Source organism: Corynebacterium mendelii (genome assembly GCF_017307055.1).
In the GTDB taxonomy this organism is placed as follows: domain Bacteria; phylum Actinomycetota; class Actinomycetes; order Mycobacteriales; family Mycobacteriaceae; genus Corynebacterium; species Corynebacterium mendelii.
This window is the reverse complement of the sequence record NZ_JAFLEQ010000008.1, coordinates 427,593-444,854: the sequence shown is the minus strand read 5'-3', so window position 1 is coordinate 444,854 and position 17,262 is coordinate 427,593. Positions and strand designations below refer to the sequence as shown.

Annotated in this window: 13 protein-coding genes; 2 read left to right on the top strand and 11 right to left on the bottom strand. The window is 64.4% G+C overall.

Features of this window, described 5'->3' with window-relative positions; translation table 11 throughout:
- Positions 1-160: 160 nt before the first annotated feature.
- From JZY06_RS05230 to JZY06_RS05190, 9 genes are all read right to left on the bottom strand, one after another.
- On the bottom strand, positions 161-835 hold the full coding sequence (locus JZY06_RS05230) for a L,D-transpeptidase (protein WP_207118878.1): 675 nt from the start codon (positions 833-835) through the stop codon (positions 161-163).
- A 346-nt stretch (positions 836-1,181) separates the two neighbouring features.
- On the bottom strand, positions 1,182-1,985 hold the full coding sequence (map, locus tag JZY06_RS05225) for a type I methionyl aminopeptidase (RefSeq protein WP_207118875.1): 804 nt from the start codon (positions 1,983-1,985) through the stop codon (positions 1,182-1,184).
- A gap of 251 nt (positions 1,986-2,236) precedes the next feature.
- Entirely contained in the window at positions 2,237-2,782 is a 546-nt protein-coding gene (locus JZY06_RS05220) for an adenylate kinase (RefSeq protein ID WP_207118872.1), read from the bottom strand.
- Positions 2,779-4,101, bottom strand: coding sequence for a preprotein translocase subunit SecY (gene secY, locus JZY06_RS05215; RefSeq protein ID WP_207118869.1), 1,323 nt, complete (start codon positions 4,099-4,101; stop codon positions 2,779-2,781). Before secY ends, JZY06_RS05220 begins: the two co-directional genes overlap by 4 nt.
- Positions 4,102-5,022: 921 nt before the next feature.
- The gene (locus JZY06_RS05210; RefSeq protein ID WP_207118866.1) at positions 5,023-5,898 is read right to left on the bottom strand and encodes a sulfite exporter TauE/SafE family protein; all 876 of its coding nucleotides are present in this window, start codon (positions 5,896-5,898) and stop codon (positions 5,023-5,025) included.
- Between the two features lie 11 nt (positions 5,899-5,909).
- On the bottom strand, positions 5,910-7,199 hold the full coding sequence (locus tag JZY06_RS05205; protein WP_207118864.1) for an anaerobic sulfatase maturase: 1,290 nt from the start codon (positions 7,197-7,199) through the stop codon (positions 5,910-5,912).
- 157 nt (positions 7,200-7,356) lie between these two features.
- Positions 7,357-8,568: an ROK family transcriptional regulator gene (locus JZY06_RS05200; RefSeq protein WP_207118862.1), complete on the bottom strand. Its 1,212-nt coding sequence runs from the start codon at positions 8,566-8,568 to the stop codon at positions 7,357-7,359.
- 258 nt (positions 8,569-8,826) lie between these two features.
- A complete protein-coding gene (locus JZY06_RS05195) occupies positions 8,827-10,356 on the bottom strand; it encodes a sulfatase-like hydrolase/transferase (protein ID WP_207118860.1) in 1,530 nt (509 codons plus the stop codon).
- A 664-nt stretch (positions 10,357-11,020) separates the two neighbouring features.
- Positions 11,021-12,163, bottom strand: coding sequence for a glycerate kinase (locus JZY06_RS05190; RefSeq protein ID WP_207118858.1), 1,143 nt, complete (start codon positions 12,161-12,163; stop codon positions 11,021-11,023).
- A 340-nt stretch (positions 12,164-12,503) separates the two neighbouring features.
- On the opposite strand from JZY06_RS05190, the gene eda reads away from it, so the two are divergent.
- Together eda and JZY06_RS05180 are read left to right on the top strand one after the other, a co-directional pair.
- Positions 12,504-13,154: a bifunctional 4-hydroxy-2-oxoglutarate aldolase/2-dehydro-3-deoxy-phosphogluconate aldolase gene (eda, locus tag JZY06_RS05185; RefSeq protein ID WP_207118856.1), complete on the top strand. Its 651-nt coding sequence runs from the start codon at positions 12,504-12,506 to the stop codon at positions 13,152-13,154.
- A 57-nt stretch (positions 13,155-13,211) separates the two neighbouring features.
- On the top strand, positions 13,212-14,282 hold the full coding sequence (locus JZY06_RS05180; RefSeq protein ID WP_207118854.1) for a sugar kinase: 1,071 nt from the start codon (positions 13,212-13,214) through the stop codon (positions 14,280-14,282).
- Positions 14,283-14,570: 288 nt separating this feature from the next.
- Here JZY06_RS05180 and uxaC read toward each other — a convergent pair whose 3' ends face one another.
- Both uxaC and uxuA read right to left on the bottom strand, forming a co-directional pair.
- Complete coding sequence (gene uxaC, locus JZY06_RS05175) at positions 14,571-15,983, bottom strand: glucuronate isomerase (RefSeq protein ID WP_207118852.1); 1,413 nt, start codon at positions 15,981-15,983, stop codon at positions 14,571-14,573.
- A 198-nt stretch (positions 15,984-16,181) separates the two neighbouring features.
- On the bottom strand, positions 16,182-17,261 hold the full coding sequence (gene uxuA, locus JZY06_RS05170; RefSeq protein ID WP_207118850.1) for a mannonate dehydratase: 1,080 nt from the start codon (positions 17,259-17,261) through the stop codon (positions 16,182-16,184).
- Position 17,262: the final 1 nt, after the last annotated feature.

Below are 17,262 nucleotides of genomic sequence, written 5' to 3'. Positions count from 1 at the left end.
GCGCGCCAGGAGAAAGCCGCCCGGCCGCTCCCCCGCCCCGCGCGCGACGAACCCGGCCCCGCTTTTCACAAAGGTTGCGCTGGTGGAACACAAGCTTTCAAAAAAGCGGGGCCGGGTTGATGGGGGTTGGGTGGCTTTTATGTCGGGCCCGTGTCCTTATTTAGAAGACGTAGACCTCGTCGCCGATGTTGAGATTGTCGAAGTAGTGTTTGGCGTCCTGGTGGGTCAGGTGAACGCAGCCGTGGGACCACAAATCGATGCTGCCTTCATGGAAGGCGATGCCGTTGTTGGTGAAGTACACCGCGTAGGGCATGGGGGCATTGTCGTAGACGTAGGAGATTTCGTCTTTGACTTTGCGCAGCACCCGGAACGAGCCACGGGGGGTGGCGGTAGCCGGGTAGGGGGCGCCGGCGGATTCTTTCACCGGGCCGTAGGTGACGACACCGTCTTTTTGCAGCCAGGTGATCTCGTTGTCGAGATCCAGGCAGGCGCGGGCCGACGGCGGGCATTTCGACGGATCGAAACCGGGGTGCTGGGGCTGCTGGCGGGCTTCCTCCGCCAGGCGGGCCTGCTCGGCTTCCTGGGCTTTGCGCGCCAAAAGGCCGGGGGCCAGAACATTGGTGATGCTGTCGGCCACAGTCAGCAGCGTGCCCTTCAGCGGTTCGGGAAGCCCATCGGAGGAGCCGTAGAGGCCCTCGTGGAGATTCCACGCCACGCCGGAGGAACCGGCGGCCGGGGATGCTTCGGCGGCCTGCGCCGCAGGTGCAGTGACACATACGGCGGCAACAACCACCATTGCCGCGGCTTTTTTCGCGTAACGCGCTGCAAAACTCATGGGGGCCAGTCTAGACGCACACAGGCCGGGCCGGGAAAACCGGCCCGGGCCACGGCAGCGGCCCCGGGCCGGACGGCACCTGTCCCCACTGCTGCGGCAGCATCCGCCGGCCCCGGCCGCCCACTCGGGCCTGAAAGCCTGTTCGCCCCGCTGGCCGCGTATCCCGGCCCGGCGCCGGCAGCCACCCCTGCAGCCCCGAAACTGTGCCCCACCCCACTTTCATGTGGTCGCTGTGAAATTCTTCCGCCCCTGGCGATCCCGGCCCACCGGGGGTGGCCTGTACGGCCACCCGCCCCGGGGCCGGGGCGGGTCAACCACCTGCGGGGTCTTTCCGGCAGCGGATAAATCAGTCGGCGACCGTGCGGGGGGTGAGAATCCGCGGCCCGGAAGCGGTGGCCGCCACCGTGTGCTCCCAGTGGGAGGCCCAGGATCCGTCGGTGGTGGCCACCGTCCACTCGTCGTCGGCGACCACCGAGTCCACGGTTCCCAGGGTGAGCATCGGTTCAATGGCCAACACCGAACCTTCCTGGATCAGCGGGCCTTTGCCGGGTGCGCCCTCATTGGACAAAAACGGCTCCTCGTGCATTTCATGGCCGATGCCGTGGCCGCCGTAGCCGTCGACAATGAACAGCTCCACCCCGAATTTCTCCTCCGCTTCGTCGGTGGCTTTTTCCAGCGCCCAGGACACGTCGGTGAGCCGGTTTCCCGGCACCATGGCTTTCATTCCCTCGTAGAGCACAAACCGGGTCGCCTGGTTGAGCGCGGTGGCCTTGCCGGAGGTCTCCCCGATACCGAATGTCCAGGCGGAATCACCCACCCAGCCATCAAGGGTGGCGCCACAGTCGATGGAGACCAGGTCGCCGTGTTTGAGCACGGTTTTCCTGTCCGGGATCCCGTGGACAATGATGTCGTTGACTGAGGCGCACACTGTTGCCGGGTAGCCCATGTAGCCGAGAAAGGTCGGGTAGGCGCCCCGGGAGCGGATGATCTCTTCGGCGATGTCGTCGAGGTCTTTGGTGCTCATCCCCTCCGCCGCCGCGTCACGCACCGCCACCAAAGCTTCCCCGACGATACGGCCGGCTGCCTCCATGGCATCGAGTTCACCTGGTGTGCGGGCGATGATCTTCTTTTTTCCTCTGCGAAATCCCATGCCCCACACCCTACCGCCGCCACACCCCCGGCCGGCCCGAAGGCCCCGCGCCCCCACAGCGCACGGTACGTCGACCAGTCCCCCACCATGGCCGCGGTCACAGCCGGGTCCGGGAAAAACACCGGCGGCACGCAAAAAAACCGCGGGGGCGGTGGATGAAAGTCCACCGCCCCCGCGGGTCATGGCACCACGTTTGACAACGGCCCGCGGACAGCACGGGCATGCCGGCGCGGGGCACACGCACCGGCCGGTTACTTGCCGAGTGCTGTCATGGTGCGTTCGTTGATCTCCTCGACGCTGCCTTCAGCTTCGATGGCAATGATCTTGTCGCCGTAGTGGTCGATCAGCGGGGCGGTTTCATCCCGGTAGACCTTCATGCGGGTACGGATGGTGTCTTCGTTGTCGTCGGCGCGGCCGCGGGCGAGCATGCGCTCAACCACAACGTCCTCGGAGACTTTGAACTGCACGACACCGTCGAGGGCGACGTCTTTTTTCCGCAGAATCTCGGTGAGCAGATCGGCCTGCTCGACCGTGCGGGGGAACCCGTCGAGAAGAAAACCGTCGACGGCGTCATCTTCGGCCAGACGGGACTCGACCATGCGGGCGGTGACATCGGTGGGAACGAGTTTCCCGGCGTCGATGTAGCCTTTGGCTTCCACACCCAGCGGGGTGCCTTCGCCGATGTTCTTGCGGAACAAGTCGCCCGTGGAAATGTGGGGCACACCGAGTTTCTCGGAGAGAATGGCGGCCTGGGTGCCTTTGCCGGCGCCGGGGGGACCAAGCAGAACAAGTCTCATTTGAGGAATCCTTCGTAGTTGGACTGGAGCAGCTGCGATTCAATCTGTTTGACCGTTGTCAAAGCAACGGACACAAGAATCAGGATAGCCGTGCCGCCGAAGGGGGTGGCCGATCCGGCCGAGGTTCCCACACCCAGCTCCAGCATCACGTTCGGCAACACAGCGATCAGACCCAGGTAGACCGAACCGACCAGCAGCAGGCGGCTCATGACGTACCACAGGTATTCGGCGGTGGGACGGCCGGGACGCACGCCGGGGATGAAGCCGCCGTACTTCTTCATGTTTTCGGCCTGCTCGTTCGGGTCGTACTGGACCGAAACGTAGAAGTAGGAGAAGAAGACGATCAGCACGAAGTACAAAATGATGTACTGGTAGCTGGACGGGGTCTGCAGGTACTGGATGACGTTGTTCTGCCACCAGCTGTTCGGCGGAACCGCCTTGTCGGAGTTGATGATCTGGGTGATCAGCACCGGCACGTAGATCAGCGACGAGGCGAAGATGACGGGGATAACGCCACCCTGGTTGACCTTCAGCGGCAGGTAGGTCGAGGTGTTGCCGTACTGACGGCGGCCGACCATGCGCTTGGCGTACTGCACCGGGATACGGCGCTGGCCCTGCTCGATGAAGACGACACCGACGACCAACACGATCACGGCGAACAGCACCAGGGAGAACACCAGTCCGCCGGAGGAGGCCAGAATGCCCGCCCCGTCGGTGGGAAGCCTGGTGGCGATACCGGCGAAGATGAGCAGCGACATGCCGTTGCCGATGCCGCGTTCGGTCATCAGCTCACCAATCCACATGGTCAAAACCGCACCGGCGGTCATGGTCAGCACGATAATGATCAGGTCGAATAGGGTGTGGCCCTCTTTGAGCACCCGCACCCCCTGCCCGAGCAGCTGGCCGCGGGCCGCCAGGGCGACAATGCCCGACGACTGCAAAAGCGCCAGCGCCAGGGTCAGGTACCTGGTGTACTGGGTCATTTTCGACTGACCGGACTGCCCCTCTTTCTTCAATTCCTCGAAGTGCGGGATCACCACGGTGAGCAGCTGCACGATAATCGAGGCGGTGATGTAGGGCATGATGCCGATGGCGAACACCGACAACTGCAGCAGCGCACCACCGGAGAACAGGTTGATCAGCGAGTAAACGCTGGACTGTCCTTCCGTTAAATCACGCAGCCGCCCGGAAATCTCGGCGTAGTCGACGCCGGGGGACGGAATCTGGGCACCAATGCGGTACAGAATGATCATCGCAAGGGTGAACAGAATCTTCTTCCGAAGATCAGCGTCCTTGAACACCGATAGAAACGCGGACACGCATCCTCCTGGGGTTTCACAAGCGGCGGGACCGCCACGGTTGTCGGCGGTCTCCACCCGGCATACGGCGGCGGGCCACACCCCCGGGGCCGCGTCACCGCGGCCTGAAGGGGCATCACCCCCGCCCCACGGAATAAACCGCCAGTACCGGATAGTTGACCGCCTGCCGGCGGACACCGTGACGGGTCCCGTGTTGCGAAGTGAACGTAAAAGTTTGTTTTTATTGACTCTAATATTAGTGGTCCGGCATCCGGTGACCGCCACAAACCTGCACTGGACAGGTCCGGGGGACACACAGATACCCGCAGACATGCGGCGTTGCCCGGCCGGTCATGCAGGAAGGTCAGCCCTCCCGGCACAGCAACCGGTGCGCACCCGTGAAAATTTTGGGGCACGTGTGGCTCACGCCGCAGTCGTTAGACGGTGCAACCTTACCAGCACCTGCCACAACCATCATCCCGCGGGTAAACCATCGCCTGCGGCGCACCTGTCCTGCCGGGACCGACGGGCCACAAGATTTCTCTGGCCCTTCCGCCGTATTGTCCCGTCACCTCCGGCGGGGCACCGGCCCGCCGGGCACTGTGCGGGCGCCACTTCTGCCGCCGGCCGCAAAACGACGGACAGTCTCCCGGACAAGCGGTGTGCCGCCAGCACCACCACGGGCGGCCACCATCCCCCGACAATCGGCCGGCGGTGGCTGACAGGTCCTCCTGTGGTGCCCCCGACCGGGTATCCGCACGGCCACCGCGTCCGGCGCCGGGCGTACCGCAGACGCCCCCGGCGGAGCGGTCACCGCACCGGGGGCGTCCGGTCTTCATTCTTCTTCCACAAACGCGGTGCGCCACCGGCGGGCAACGGAACAGAGGTTCCGTGGTTTCAGCCGGTGGTCACCGAGTTCGCATTCACCCTATCCCGCGGCTGCTAGACGCCGATGCCCAGGACGGTGGAAATAAATGTCGACAGTCCGACCAGAAGCACCATGCAGGCGAAGATGATGGCCAGTGTGGACTGGCGGGCGCGTTGCGACAGCCGTCCACCCACATGGCCGGCCAGGGAGGAACCGGCGACAAACAGCAGCACCACCGGCCAGTCGACGTGGAAACTGCCGACGGTAACCCCGGTGAGGATTGAGACAACCGCGGCAATGATCATCACCACCAGTGAGGTGCCGGTGGCTTCACGGACTGTAAAACGCATCACCAGGATCAGAACCGGTACCACGGCAAACCCACCGCCCACACCGAACAGTCCCGTCAAAAGACCGGTGGCGGTGGCGGCGGCAGCGACATAGGGAAGCGGCCGGGGTTCTGTGTCCGGATCCTTTGGCACAGCTTTGGCTGCGGCTGTTTTCACCGCAGAGGTACCGGAAGCGCCGGCGGCAGTGGCCTCGTAGCCGCCGTAGAGTTCCATGCGCCGGTCTTCATCACGGCGCTGTTTTAAGGCGTTGCGCATCATCAGACCCGACACACCGAGCAGCAGAACCGAGAACAAAATCAGCAGCATTTTGCCGTCGATCTGCTGGTTGATCATCCGTCCGGCGATCGCGCCGATGGAACTCATCGCGCCGAAGACCAGACCGTCTTTCCATCTGATCTGTTTCATCTTCGCTTTGCCGGGAAGCGTCAACAGTGCGGTGACGGCGACAATGACCAGGGAACCGTTGGTGGCGTCGTGGGGTGTTTGTCCCAGAAGATAGGTCAACACGGGCACGGCAATAATGCCGCCGCCGGCCCCCAGGGCGCCGATGACAAGACCGACGACAATGCCGACCAGGGCTGCTTCAACAAAAGTGATCAAGGTTTTTCCCGTCAGATTCTCGGTTTCGGGCGCATCCGTGAGCGCACCGACTCATCCATGATGAGGCTGGGGGCCATATTCCGGCCAATCAGGCGTTTCATCGCCACCAGATCGGGCCGGATGGTGGAATAGAAGTGGTAGTAGCCCGGGCACAGGTAGTTGTGGCCCGCTTCCCCGTCACCCGAGACCGCGAAACGGTCCTTCGGGCAGCCGCCGTGGCAGAAACGCAGCACCGGGCAGCTGCGGCACTGGCTGGTCAGTTGCGCGGATTTTTTCAGGCTGAAGGAGCGCATCACCGCGCTGTCGGCCAGCTCGTTGAAGGATTTCTCGGCAATATTGCCGACCAGCCAGTCAGGTTCCACCCAGTGGTCGCAGGCGTAGACATCCCCGTTGAATTCCATGGCGAAGTTGTTGCCGCATTCGGGTGCGTGCACGCACACTGAGGCCCGGCCGAACAGGCTTGACAGGGCCGAGTCGAAATCCTGGACGAAAACTTCACCGACGTCGCGGGCGCGCCACTCGTTGAAGATCTCGACGAGAAAACGCCCGTATTTTTCCGGATCCACGCTGCGGGTGGTCACCGCATCGCCGGACTGCTGGTAGAGCAGCTGGTGGTCTTTGCCGACCCGCCACCCGGCTTCGGCGGTGGCGAGGTCTTTTTTCTCCACGCGTTCGACAATGGGGATAAATTGCAGGTATTTTGCCCCCAGTTCGTCGCGGAAATAGGTGTAGACCTTCTTGCCGTGGTCCTGGTTGGCGTGGTGGACGGTGCACAAAATATTGGTGCGCACCTTATGGTCGCGCAGCTTGTTGTAGCCGCGGATGACCATCCGGTGGGTGCCGCGGCCTGCTTTGTTGACCCGGTAGGCGTCGTGGATGTCCTCCGGCCCGTCAATGGATATCCCGACCAGGAAGTCGTGGTCTTTGAAAAACCGTGCCCATTCATCGGTGATCAGGGTGCCGTTGGTCTGGATGGCATGCACCACAGTTTGCGCCTGCCGGCGGTAGCGCTCGCACAGGTCGACGAGGGTGCGGAAAAAATCCAGGCCCCGCAGGGTCGGCTCCCCGCCCTGCCACAGCATTGTCACCTCCCCGTCGGGTGAGGACGCCAGGTATTCGCGGACATAGGTGTCCAGTTCCTCTATCCCCATGCGCTGCTTTTTCTGCTCGTAAAGCAGTTCCTTGGACAGGAAGAAGCAGTAGGTGCAGTCCAGGTTGCAGGCGGCCCCGGTGGGTTTGGCGACGACTGAAAAAGGCAGGGGACGACGAACCAGCGGAGCTGGTGGGGTGGTGTGTCCCATCGCCTTCTCCTTGCCGGGTCTGGTGCCCGCTGGTCGCTGCTTCCCCGCCCGCGGGCGGCACACGGGCGGGTATGCGCGAAGCGCCGTGCCGGTGCGGTGCGCGGGCGGATTTTTTTCCGCCGCCTATTATCACCAACCGCCCTGTCCGCCCGGCACGTCAGGTGCCCCGGTGGTGGTCCCGCCAGGTCGACAATGTGGAACGGTGCCCGCTGACCAGCCGTTCCGCGGCGGCGATGGCGCCGGTGACCGAGGCTTCATCGCCCAGGGCCGCCACGGCCACCTCCACATCATCATGCAAACCGGGCACCACCAGTTTTTTCAGCTGCCCGGTAAAAGTGTCGGTCCAACCGGGAACCCGGATGGGAATGTCCCCGCCGAGGATCACTTTGTCCGGGTCGAGAAGAACCACGGCCGCGGCGACGGCATCAGCGGTGGCGGTGGCTGAGCGTTCCACCACACTGCGGTAGTGCCCGGCCGTGTCCTGCGCGGCGTCCGGGTCGGTGAGCACCGCGATAACCCCGTCCAGATCCTCCGCCCCGCATCCCCGGACAATGGCATCCATGTCGGCGATGGTTTCCAGGCAGCCGGTTTTACCGCAGTGGCAGGGCCGGTCGGCACCGGCGGCCCGCACGTGGCCGATCTCCCCGGCGAAGCCGTGGGCGCCGACATCCACATTGTCGTCGATGAGGGAGCAGGCCAATATGCCGCGGGATATCCGGAGATACAGCTGGTTGCCGCCGCCCCGGCCGGCCCCGGAACGGGCTTCACCCAAAGCGGCCATGCGCACCGAATTGTCCGCGATCAGCGGCGCATCCCAGAAGGTGGAGATCATCGACTCGAATTTGATGGCCATCTCCATCGGCATGCCGGTCACCGTCATCTGCCCCGGGGCCATGGGTTTGGGCAGCCCCAACCCGATAAAGGACATCCAGTCGGTGACGGCATTGTTGCGGACCAGATCCGCCGACAGTTCGACACACAGCCGGTAGAGCAGATCTTCCGGGGCGCCGCTGCCGGGGGAGGCGGTGATTTCGGCGGAGGCCAGCGACACCCCGGCGCGGTTGACGGCCATGCCGATGGCGCGGGTTTTCGACACATCCAGGCCGATGGCGTAGACCACCGAGTGGTTGATGCGGAACACCTCCACCGGGCGTCCCCTGCCCGAGGGGGCGGCGGTGACACCTTCAATGGCGTGGTCGGCCAAAAGCTGCTCCAGGTAGCGCCCCAGCGTGGTGCGGGACACCCGGAATTTGTCGCACAGCTGCTTGCGGGTGTATTCGCCGTCGCGGAGCGCCTCGACGATCGCAAGCTGCAGTCCATCTTCACCGCGGCTGCGGGGACGTCCCTTCGGATTGGCGGTGTCAGTCATGCTCTACTGGCCTTCCTGCACTTTTTCAACGGTGCACACCGGTGGTTGACCGGTGGTGTTGTGCCGGCACGCGGTAGACGGGGCGGGCCGGCTACCGGGTGCTGGCGCGCTGGCGATGCTTTGGCGGAACATCCTCCGCCGGAGCCTGGTGTTTTATCCTTGTCCATGTCCATCCGCACGGTCACCCGGGCGATGGTGCGCCTCGATTGTCAAGCCTACGCAAAGCCCGGGGGCGGGCAGGGCCCGCCGGGCAGGGCGTCACCGGCTGTCCCCGCCGCCGCTGTCGGTGACCGTATCCCAGTCCGATTTGGAACTGCCGCCCAACGGCAGATCGAAGTCGGTCATGGCCAGCATCCATTTGGCGAAGGCGTGGTCACCGCGTGCCACAAGTTCGTGGTACAGCTGCTTCGACAGCTGCGCGCGGATGTCCCGGTAGGCCGGTGCACGGTAGCAGTTGTTCATTTCGTAGGGGTCATGGCGCAGGTCGTAGAGTTCGTTGACCCCTTCGTGGCTGACGACCAGTTTGAATTCCCGGGTGCGCAGCATGCGCTGCTGCAGCGGGAAGTGGTGGCCGTGGAATTCACAGACAATATGGTCCCGCCACCCGGGCACATCCTCCCCGCGGGTCAGATCCACAATCGACCGGCCGTCTTCGATCAGTGCCGGATCCAGCCGGGCGATGTCCATCACGGTGGCCGGCACATCCAGCAGGGAGGTGAACGCGTCTGAGGTGCCCACCGTGGAGACCCCGGGGATTTTCGCGATGAACGGGATTTTGTAGATGTCGTCGTACATCGCGGGACCTTTGTCGTTCATGCGGTGTGCGCCGGTGAATTCGCCGTGGTCGGCGGTGAACATCACCGCGGTGTCGTCGAGGATCCCGAGTTCTTTGGCGGCGTCCATGATCCGGCCGATCTCGAAATCGATCATGGCGACATAGCCCCAGTAGCAGGCGATGAGTTTCTTCCACTGGGCAACGTCGAAGGAACTGGTAGACCAGTAGGTGGCGTAGTTGGACTGCACCTGCGGTTTGCCCTCGAGGGTGTCACCGAAGCTGGGGGGAAGCTCGACGACGTCCGGGTCTATCAGGTCGAAGTATTCGTCGGGCAGGAAATAGGGCAGGTGCGGGCCGAAGAAGTGGATGTCCAGGCTGAACGGCTTGCCGTTGTCCTTCCAGTCGGCGGCATAGGCACGCATTTTCTCTATGGCCGTATCGGCGATGAACCGTTCGAAGGTGGCTTCCTCCGGCTGGTTCAACCGGGCGGCAATGACATGCCCCGGCCGGCCGCCGGGCAGGATTCCCTGCTGGAAATCGTGGGCGGACACCGGGGGAAGACCATTGTCTTCCAGCCATTTGACGTACCTGGGGTGGGCCACCGGGTTGATCGCGCCCTCGAAGGAATCGTCATCCATGCCGTGGGCGGCCGGGGAGTCGAGACCGACATGGTATTTGCCGACCAGACCGACGTTGTAGCCGGCGTCCCGCAGGGCCTGCGTGTAGGTCCATTCGCCGGGCGCGAAATCGCACTGGTAGGCGATGTTCCACTCCGGGTTTGCCACCACCTGGTGTTTCAGCGGGATTTTCCCGGTCAGCAGTGACGCCCGGGCCGGGGTGCAGATGGCGGTCGGGGTGAAACAGTTGGTGAAGGCGAAACCCTCGTTGCCCAGGGCATCCAGATTCGGGGTGTGGGCGTGGGGATTTCCCAGGCATCCAATCGTGTCGGTGCGGTGCTGGTCGGTAATGATCACCAGGGCATTGCGCACATTGTCGGGAATGCTGGACGGCATGCCTTCCTCCTTGAAACGTCGGTGGCCAATGATCGCCTGGACTGGGGCGCAAGGTTCCGCCGTCCGCGCGCCGTGGCCCGTCCCGTTCGGCAGGTGGTGGTGGACGCACCGGATCCCTTCTCCCCATGCTAGTTCCCGCAGCACCCCCATGTCAGCGGTTTAAGAACAGCTGACATGCCGTGAAACCACCGCTGACAGCCCTGCCCCCTCCCCCGTGAACACACAGCAAGCTACAACCCCGCCCTGTCAATCCACCCCCGAAAGCCCCGAAAAGTTCCGGCCACCCACCGGTCAAAAAGACAAGGGAAACAAAATTAGAGCCCGTCTGACCCCATCCCCTTTGCCGCCGCTGCGCTGGTGGTTATGCCCGACTATCAGGGCACCCTCAGCGGGACTAGCAGCAGTTCACCACACCGTGACAGGCGCCCGGCCCGGGTGCGCCACCATTGCCGGCAGCCCACCGGGACAGCCCGGACACCCGGCGAAACGGACACGAAATAAAACAATGTGGACAAAATTAGCCCCACCGATGGGGGTGCTGCATGCAGCAGACAACTCAACCCCAAGCGGGGGTGTGATCATGGGGTGGCCAACCGGGCATGAAATCCCACACCGGCGCATGGCCAGCTCACCCCACCCCGCGCTGCCACCGGCACTGTTTTTCTCATTCCCGGTGCCCGGTATCCCGTGGCCGGCGACCACCGGTGAAGCGTTCGGCCAGGCGGGCACCGGCGGTGGCGGCGGCATCGTGGACCCCGTCCATGGCGGCGCGGGCACTGCCGGCACTATCTTCCAGCACCTCCCGGTCGGCGAATACGGCTGCAGCATCCTCCCCGGCGATACTGCCGCACACCAGCACCACCGGCACCCGGTGGCCGGCAGCGCACCGATAAACCATGCTGACGACTTTGCCGTCCATCGATGACCGGTCGAAACGGCCCTCCCCGGTAATGACCGCATCCGCGCCCGCCACAGCCCGGTCAAGGCCGGTCAGTGCGGCAACAGCCCCGGCCCCGCCCACAAGTGAGGCACCCCACCAGTCAAGGGCCATGCCCAGCCCGCCGGCCGCCCCGGCCCCGGGGATGCCGGCCCTGCCGCCGATCAGGTCACACAGGTTCATCAGGGCCGCATCCGCAGCCGGCATTCGCCGGCTGTCCAGTCCTTTCTGCGGGCCGAATACATGTGCCGCACCGGTGGGGCCGGTCAGCGGGTTGGTGACATCGGTCAGGACGGTGACCCGTCCGCGCGGCCGGACCACCCCGTCAAGACGTGCCGACCGCAGGGTTGCCAGCCCCGCCAGGCCGGGGCCGATCGGGTCACCTGCGGCATCAGTCAACTGTGCGCCGAGAGCCTGCAGGAAACCCGCCCCGCCGTCGGTGGAGCAGCTGGAGCCGATACCGATGATCAGCTCCCCGATACCGTCGCCGATGATCCGGGCCACCGTCTCCCCCAGGCCGCGGGTCGATCCGGTCAGGGGGCACAGCTGGTCGACCATTTCTATCCCGCAGGTCCCGGCCACATCGACAACCGCGGTCCGGGGGCGGTCGCCGTCGGCGGGAATCTCCAGCCACCGGGCGGTGACAGTGGAATGCCCGCAGGGGGCGGTCACTGCCAGCTCGTGGCGGATACCGGCGGGATACGCCAGGGCGAAAGCATCGACGGTGCCTTCCCCGCCGTCGGCCATGGCGATGGGAACGAGACGGTCATCCGGACGCACCCGCCGCCAGCCACGGCAGATCGCCCCCACCACTTCCGCTGCGGTGGCGGAGCCTTTCATGGAATCCGCGGCAACAACAATGGTGGCCATCCGGTGTCCGCCTTCCCTGGTTGTTTTTTTGAAAAAAGTCTTGTCCACCGTCAACCGGCGCCCAACAAAGCGGGATGAAGCACTTCCCCGGCCAGTATTTCACACCACACATCCGCCCGGTGCGCCCGCGGCACGCAGCCCAGCGGTACCGCCACCTGCCCCGGCCAGCCCGAAGCACCTGCCCCCACCCCAAATACAGACCCGTTTTTTAACCCCCTTGCATAAAGGGTGGTCGGGGACTTAGTCTGGGACTGGTTTTTCCCGCCCGCCCCGGTGCCGCCGCCGCGTACCCGCCGGCGTACCGCCACCGGGTTTTTCCCCAAGGATGTCCCACACCGCCATGACACTTGATGCATCTACCCGCAGTACTCTTGCCGCCACCACCGTTATTCCGGTGGTGGTGTGCCCGGATGTCAGCCGTGCCGACGGCTTGGCCGACGCCCTGGTGGCCGGCGGCCTGCCGGTCGCCGAGGTCACCTTCCGCACCCCCGGCGCCCACACTGTGGTCTCCGCCATCGCCGACCGGGATGACCTGCTGGTCGGGGCGGGCACCATCGTCACCGCGGCGCAGGCCGAGCAAGCCATCAAAGCCGGGGCCAGATTCATCATCTCTCCCGGGCTGTCGGAACCGGTGGTGGCCACCTGCCGTGCCGCCGGGGTGCCGGTGATTCCCGGTATCGCCACCGCGACGGAGCTTCTGCATGCCCTGGATCTTGGCTTGGACACCGTCAAATTCTTCCCCGCGAAAACCTCCGGTGGGCCTGCCGCCATCAAAGCCCTGGCAGCACCGTTTGGCACCGTGTCGTTTATGCCCACCGGCGGAATCAGCCCCGCCAACCTGGCCGACTACCTGGCCATCACACAGGTGCTGGCGGTCGGCGGTTCCTGGATGGTGGATGCCCGGGCGCTGGCCGACGGTGATTTCGCCGCCATCCGACAGGCCTGCCGCGCGGCCCGTGAACTGGCCGATTCGATTCGCCCGCGGGTCTGACCGGCTGCATCGACCCACCCACCTGTTGTCGCCCCACACTGAAAAGGACCAGCGCGCATGGCACACGACCCCTTCGATCTGATCAGTCTCGGCGAAGTGATGCTGCGGCTTGACCCCGGCCACTCCCGCATCCACACCAGCCGCACATTCACCGCCTGGGAGGGCGGCGGCGAATACAATGTCGCCCGCAACCTGCACCAGGTCTACGGACACCGCACCGCAGTGATCACCGCTTTGGTCGACAATCCGATCGGCCGCCTGATTGAAAACCTCATCTGCACCGGCGGGGTGGATTGTTCACTGATTGACTGGGTCGCCGATGACGGGGTGGGTGCACGGGCGCGCAACGGACTGAACTTCACCGAACGCGGTTTCGGGGTGCGCGGTGCCCGCGGCGCCAGTGACCGGGCGCATACGGCCATTGCCGCGATGAACAAACAGGTCGCCGATTTCGACCGGCTGTTCACCGACCATCCCGCCGGTTGGCTGCACTCCGGCGGCATCTACGCCGCATTGTCGCCCACCTCCGGCAGCACGTTGCTGGCGGCGGTCACAGCGGCCAAAAAACACGGCATGACCGTCTCCTTCGACCAGAACTTCCGGCCCAGCCTGTGGGCCGCCTACGGCGACAACGACAAACTCCGAAAGATCAACCGCCGGGTCATCGACTATGTCGATGTGCTCATCGCCGGTCCCCGCGATTTCAAGCAGTGCCTGGGCATTGATCTGGGAGTCGACGACCGTGCCGATCCCGCCGTCCAGTTTGAGGCGATGACACAGGCGGTCACCGAGTATTTCCCCGGGGTGAAGGTGCTGGCCCGCACCGTCCGCCACGTCCACCACGCCGGGGAAAACGACTGGCGGGCCATGGCCTGGTCGCCGGATACCGGCATCACCGAATCGGTGCGGTTTGACCGGCTGCCCATTTATGACCGGGTCGGCGGCGGTGACGGTTTCGCCACCGGGCTGATAGCCGGATTGCAGGAAAACATGGATCTGGCCCGGGCCGTCAACTACGGCGTGGCCACCGGCGCCCTGGCGATGAGCACCCCCGGCGACTGGTCCATGGACCGCCGCAGCGATGTGGAGGCACTCCTGGCCGGGCACAACGCCGACACCGCCCGCTAGTTTCCCCACCCGCCACTGCGGCGGGGGATATCCCCGGCAGCTGTGTGACCGCCCCGGCCTCACACAGCTGCCGGCCGCTGCTTTTTTGGGGGGGTGGAGTCACAGACATCCGCCATTTCCCGGTCTCCCGGCCCGGACAGTAGCCACCTCATCCACCCGTCGCGGATCTTTTTTTGGGGTGGTTTCCCCTTCCCGCCGGAGACACAACCAGACCCGGCGGCGGGGATGATCACCACGATCACCACCGTCACCGGGTCCGGTACTCACCTTGTTTTCCCTTGGCTGGAATCAACCACCAAGTTTGAATACGTTGCGGGGATTGGTGCAGGTCATATCGACGATGATGCGTTCAGCGGCGGACTGCTGCAGTCGCCCCTGCACCACATAGCGGGCCAAAAACGCCGCATCAACCCGGCGGGACATGTCGTGGCGGGCGGGAATCGACAGATAGGCCCGGGTGTCGTCGATGAATCCGGAGCTGCGGTAGAAACCGGCCTGCTCAACCACCGCACTGCGGTGCCGGCCAATGGCGTCGGGGGAATCGATGAACCACCAGGGGGCTCCGACATAGACCGCCGGGTAGAAACCGGCCAGTGGCGCCAGCTCCCGGGAGTAGACGGTTTCGTCGATGGTGAACAGCACCAGGTGGAAACCGGGCACGGTGCCGTATTTGTTCAGCAGCGGCTGCATCGCCCGGGTGTATTCGGTGCGCAGCGGAATATCGTGCCCGGTATCCGGGCCGAAGGCCGTCAACGCCGACTGGCAGTGGTTGCGCGCCACCGACGGGTGCACCGTCATCACCAGGCCGTCCTGGCAGGCCATACCGGCGAAACGGGTGAGCATACCTGCTTCGAAGGCCACCGCATCAGTGGCATCGGCGTTACCGGCCAATCCTTTGGCCAGAAGCCCTTCCAGCTCCCGGTCGGACAGATCCAGGGTTTTCGGGGTGCGGGGGCCGTGATCGGTGGAGATCGCCCCGGCGGCAATAAAGCGCTGCCGGGAGTGTTCCAGTGCTTTCAGGTAGTCACCGATATGTCCGGGGCGTCCGCCGACTGTGCCGGTCAACCGCTCGATACGTTCGGCGAAACCGTCGGAGAGCAGATCACAGTATTTGTCCGGACGCCAGGTGGGAACCACCCGCCCGGACAGCTCAAGCTGATCGCGGATGGTGGTGTGCGCGGCAAGATCATCCAGCGGATCATCGGTGGTGGCCATCAGCTCGATGCCGAAGGTGTCAAACAGTGCCCGCGGCCGGAATTCGGGCTGGTCGAGACGGTGCTGGATCCGGTCGTAGATGTCATCGGCGGTGCCGGCGGACGGGACGATGTCGACGCCTAAAAGCTCCACCAGAATATGGGTCAGCCACAGGGCGGAGGCTGTGCCTTCGATCAGATGCCAGCGGGCACAAAACGTCCGCCAGGCGGCCCGCGGATCAGTCAGCGGCGCCCCGCCGACCCCCAGCCCGGTGATGTCGACGCCGTCGGCGTGCAGCAGCCGGAAAATATAGTGGTCCCACCGCAGCAGCAGTTCGGTGGCGTTGCCGAAGGATTCATCGTCAACCAGAAGCGACGGGTTGACATGCCCGTGCGGGGAGATGATCGGCAGGTCTTTGACCAGACCGTACAGCTGGCGGGCGATCTCCCGGGTGGCCGGGTCCACCGGAAACAGGCGCTCCGGCGACAGTTCAAGGGTGTGCGACACGGTATGCAATGCTCACTTTCCCACCACCGGCTGCTCCGGCAGTTGTGTTGCGGTGCGCCCCCGTCACTGTCCGCCGGGCTGCGGCCGACAGGCCACACCACACAAGGAGGTGACGGGGGATGAAAAACAGCAACGCTGCCGGTTCAGCGGGAGTGGTTGTTGTCGGGTGTTGTTTATCTTTTGGGGCACCGGGAAAAACTATGTCTGCCGCGACATTTTCTCGACTGCTTCCCACAGTCCCTGCAGGTACACCGCCCCCAGCGCCCGGTCGTAGAGCGGATAGCCGGGACGGCCCTTCTCCCCCCAGATCATCCGGCCGTGGTCGGGGCGGATGTAGATGTCCGGGCAGTGGGTGTGGATGGCCCGGACGATGCGGAACATGTCCAGGGAACCGTCGGATGACAGGTGCTGGGCCTCCTGGAATTTTCCGGGACCCAAGTGGCGGACATTGCGCAGGTGCGCGGCATGGATGCGGCCCCGCCTGCCGAACTCCTCGTAGATGGCCGGCAGATCATTGTCCGGATTCGATCCCAGCGACCCGCAGCACACGCACAGGCCGTTGGCCGGGGAATCGACCAGGTTGACGATTTTGTCGAGATCATCCCGGGAGGTGCACACCCGCGGCAGGCCGAACAAATCCCACGCCGGATCATCCGGGTGGACGGCCATTTTCACGCCGACTTCCTCACAGACGGGGATGACACGCTCCAAAAAGTACCGCCAGTTGTCGCGCAGATCATCGTGGGAGACGTTTGCGTACAGCTCCATGACCTCATCCAGGCGGGCCAGACGCTCCGGCTCCCAGCCGGGAAGAGTCAACCCGTCGGAGTCCTCGGCGGTTTTGTTGACGATATCCCGCGGGGTCATCTGCTGGATTTCGGCGTCATCGTAGTACAGGCACGTCGAGCCGTCCGGGTTTTCGTGGGCCAGTTCGGTGCGCAGCCAGTCAAACACCGGCATGAAGTTGTAGACCACCACTTTCACGCCGAATTCCGCCAGGTGACGGATCGTCTGGCAGTAGTTGTCGATGTAGCCGTCGCGGGTATCCAAACCGAGTTTGATGTCCTCGTGGACGTTGACGGATTCAATGACCTCGCACTCGAGGGCATTGTCGTGGACCTGCCCCACCAGGGCTTTAATGTCCTCTTTGCTCCACAGCTCACCGGCGGGCATGAAATCGAGGGTGCCCATGATCCCGGTGATGCCGGGAATCTGCCGGATGTACTGCAGCGGAATCGGGTCGGCGTCTTCGCCGTACCAGCGAAATGTCATCTTCATC

Excerpts from the sequence above, each read along its gene's own strand:
- JZY06_RS05200 (WP_207118862.1), bottom strand. The coding sequence starts at position 8,568 with ATGACTGACACCGCCAATCCGAAGGGACGTCCCCGCAGCCGCGGTGAA.
- JZY06_RS05180 (WP_207118854.1), top strand. The coding sequence starts at position 13,212 with ATGGCACACGACCCCTTCGATCTGATCAGTCTCGGCGAAGTGATGCTG.
- eda (WP_207118856.1), top strand. The coding sequence starts at position 12,504 with ATGACACTTGATGCATCTACCCGCAGTACTCTTGCCGCCACCACCGTT.
- uxuA (WP_207118850.1), bottom strand. The coding sequence starts at position 17,261 with ATGAAGATGACATTTCGCTGGTACGGCGAAGACGCCGACCCGATTCCG.
- JZY06_RS05205 (WP_207118864.1), bottom strand. The coding sequence starts at position 7,199 with ATGGGACACACCACCCCACCAGCTCCGCTGGTTCGTCGTCCCCTGCCT.
- JZY06_RS05195 (WP_207118860.1), bottom strand. The coding sequence starts at position 10,356 with ATGCCGTCCAGCATTCCCGACAATGTGCGCAATGCCCTGGTGATCATT.
- JZY06_RS05220 (WP_207118872.1), bottom strand. The coding sequence starts at position 2,782 with ATGAGACTTGTTCTGCTTGGTCCCCCCGGCGCCGGCAAAGGCACCCAG.
- map (WP_207118875.1), bottom strand. The coding sequence starts at position 1,985 with ATGGGATTTCGCAGAGGAAAAAAGAAGATCATCGCCCGCACACCAGGT.
- JZY06_RS05230 (WP_207118878.1), bottom strand. The coding sequence starts at position 835 with ATGAGTTTTGCAGCGCGTTACGCGAAAAAAGCCGCGGCAATGGTGGTT.
- JZY06_RS05190 (WP_207118858.1), bottom strand. The coding sequence starts at position 12,163 with ATGGCCACCATTGTTGTTGCCGCGGATTCCATGAAAGGCTCCGCCACC.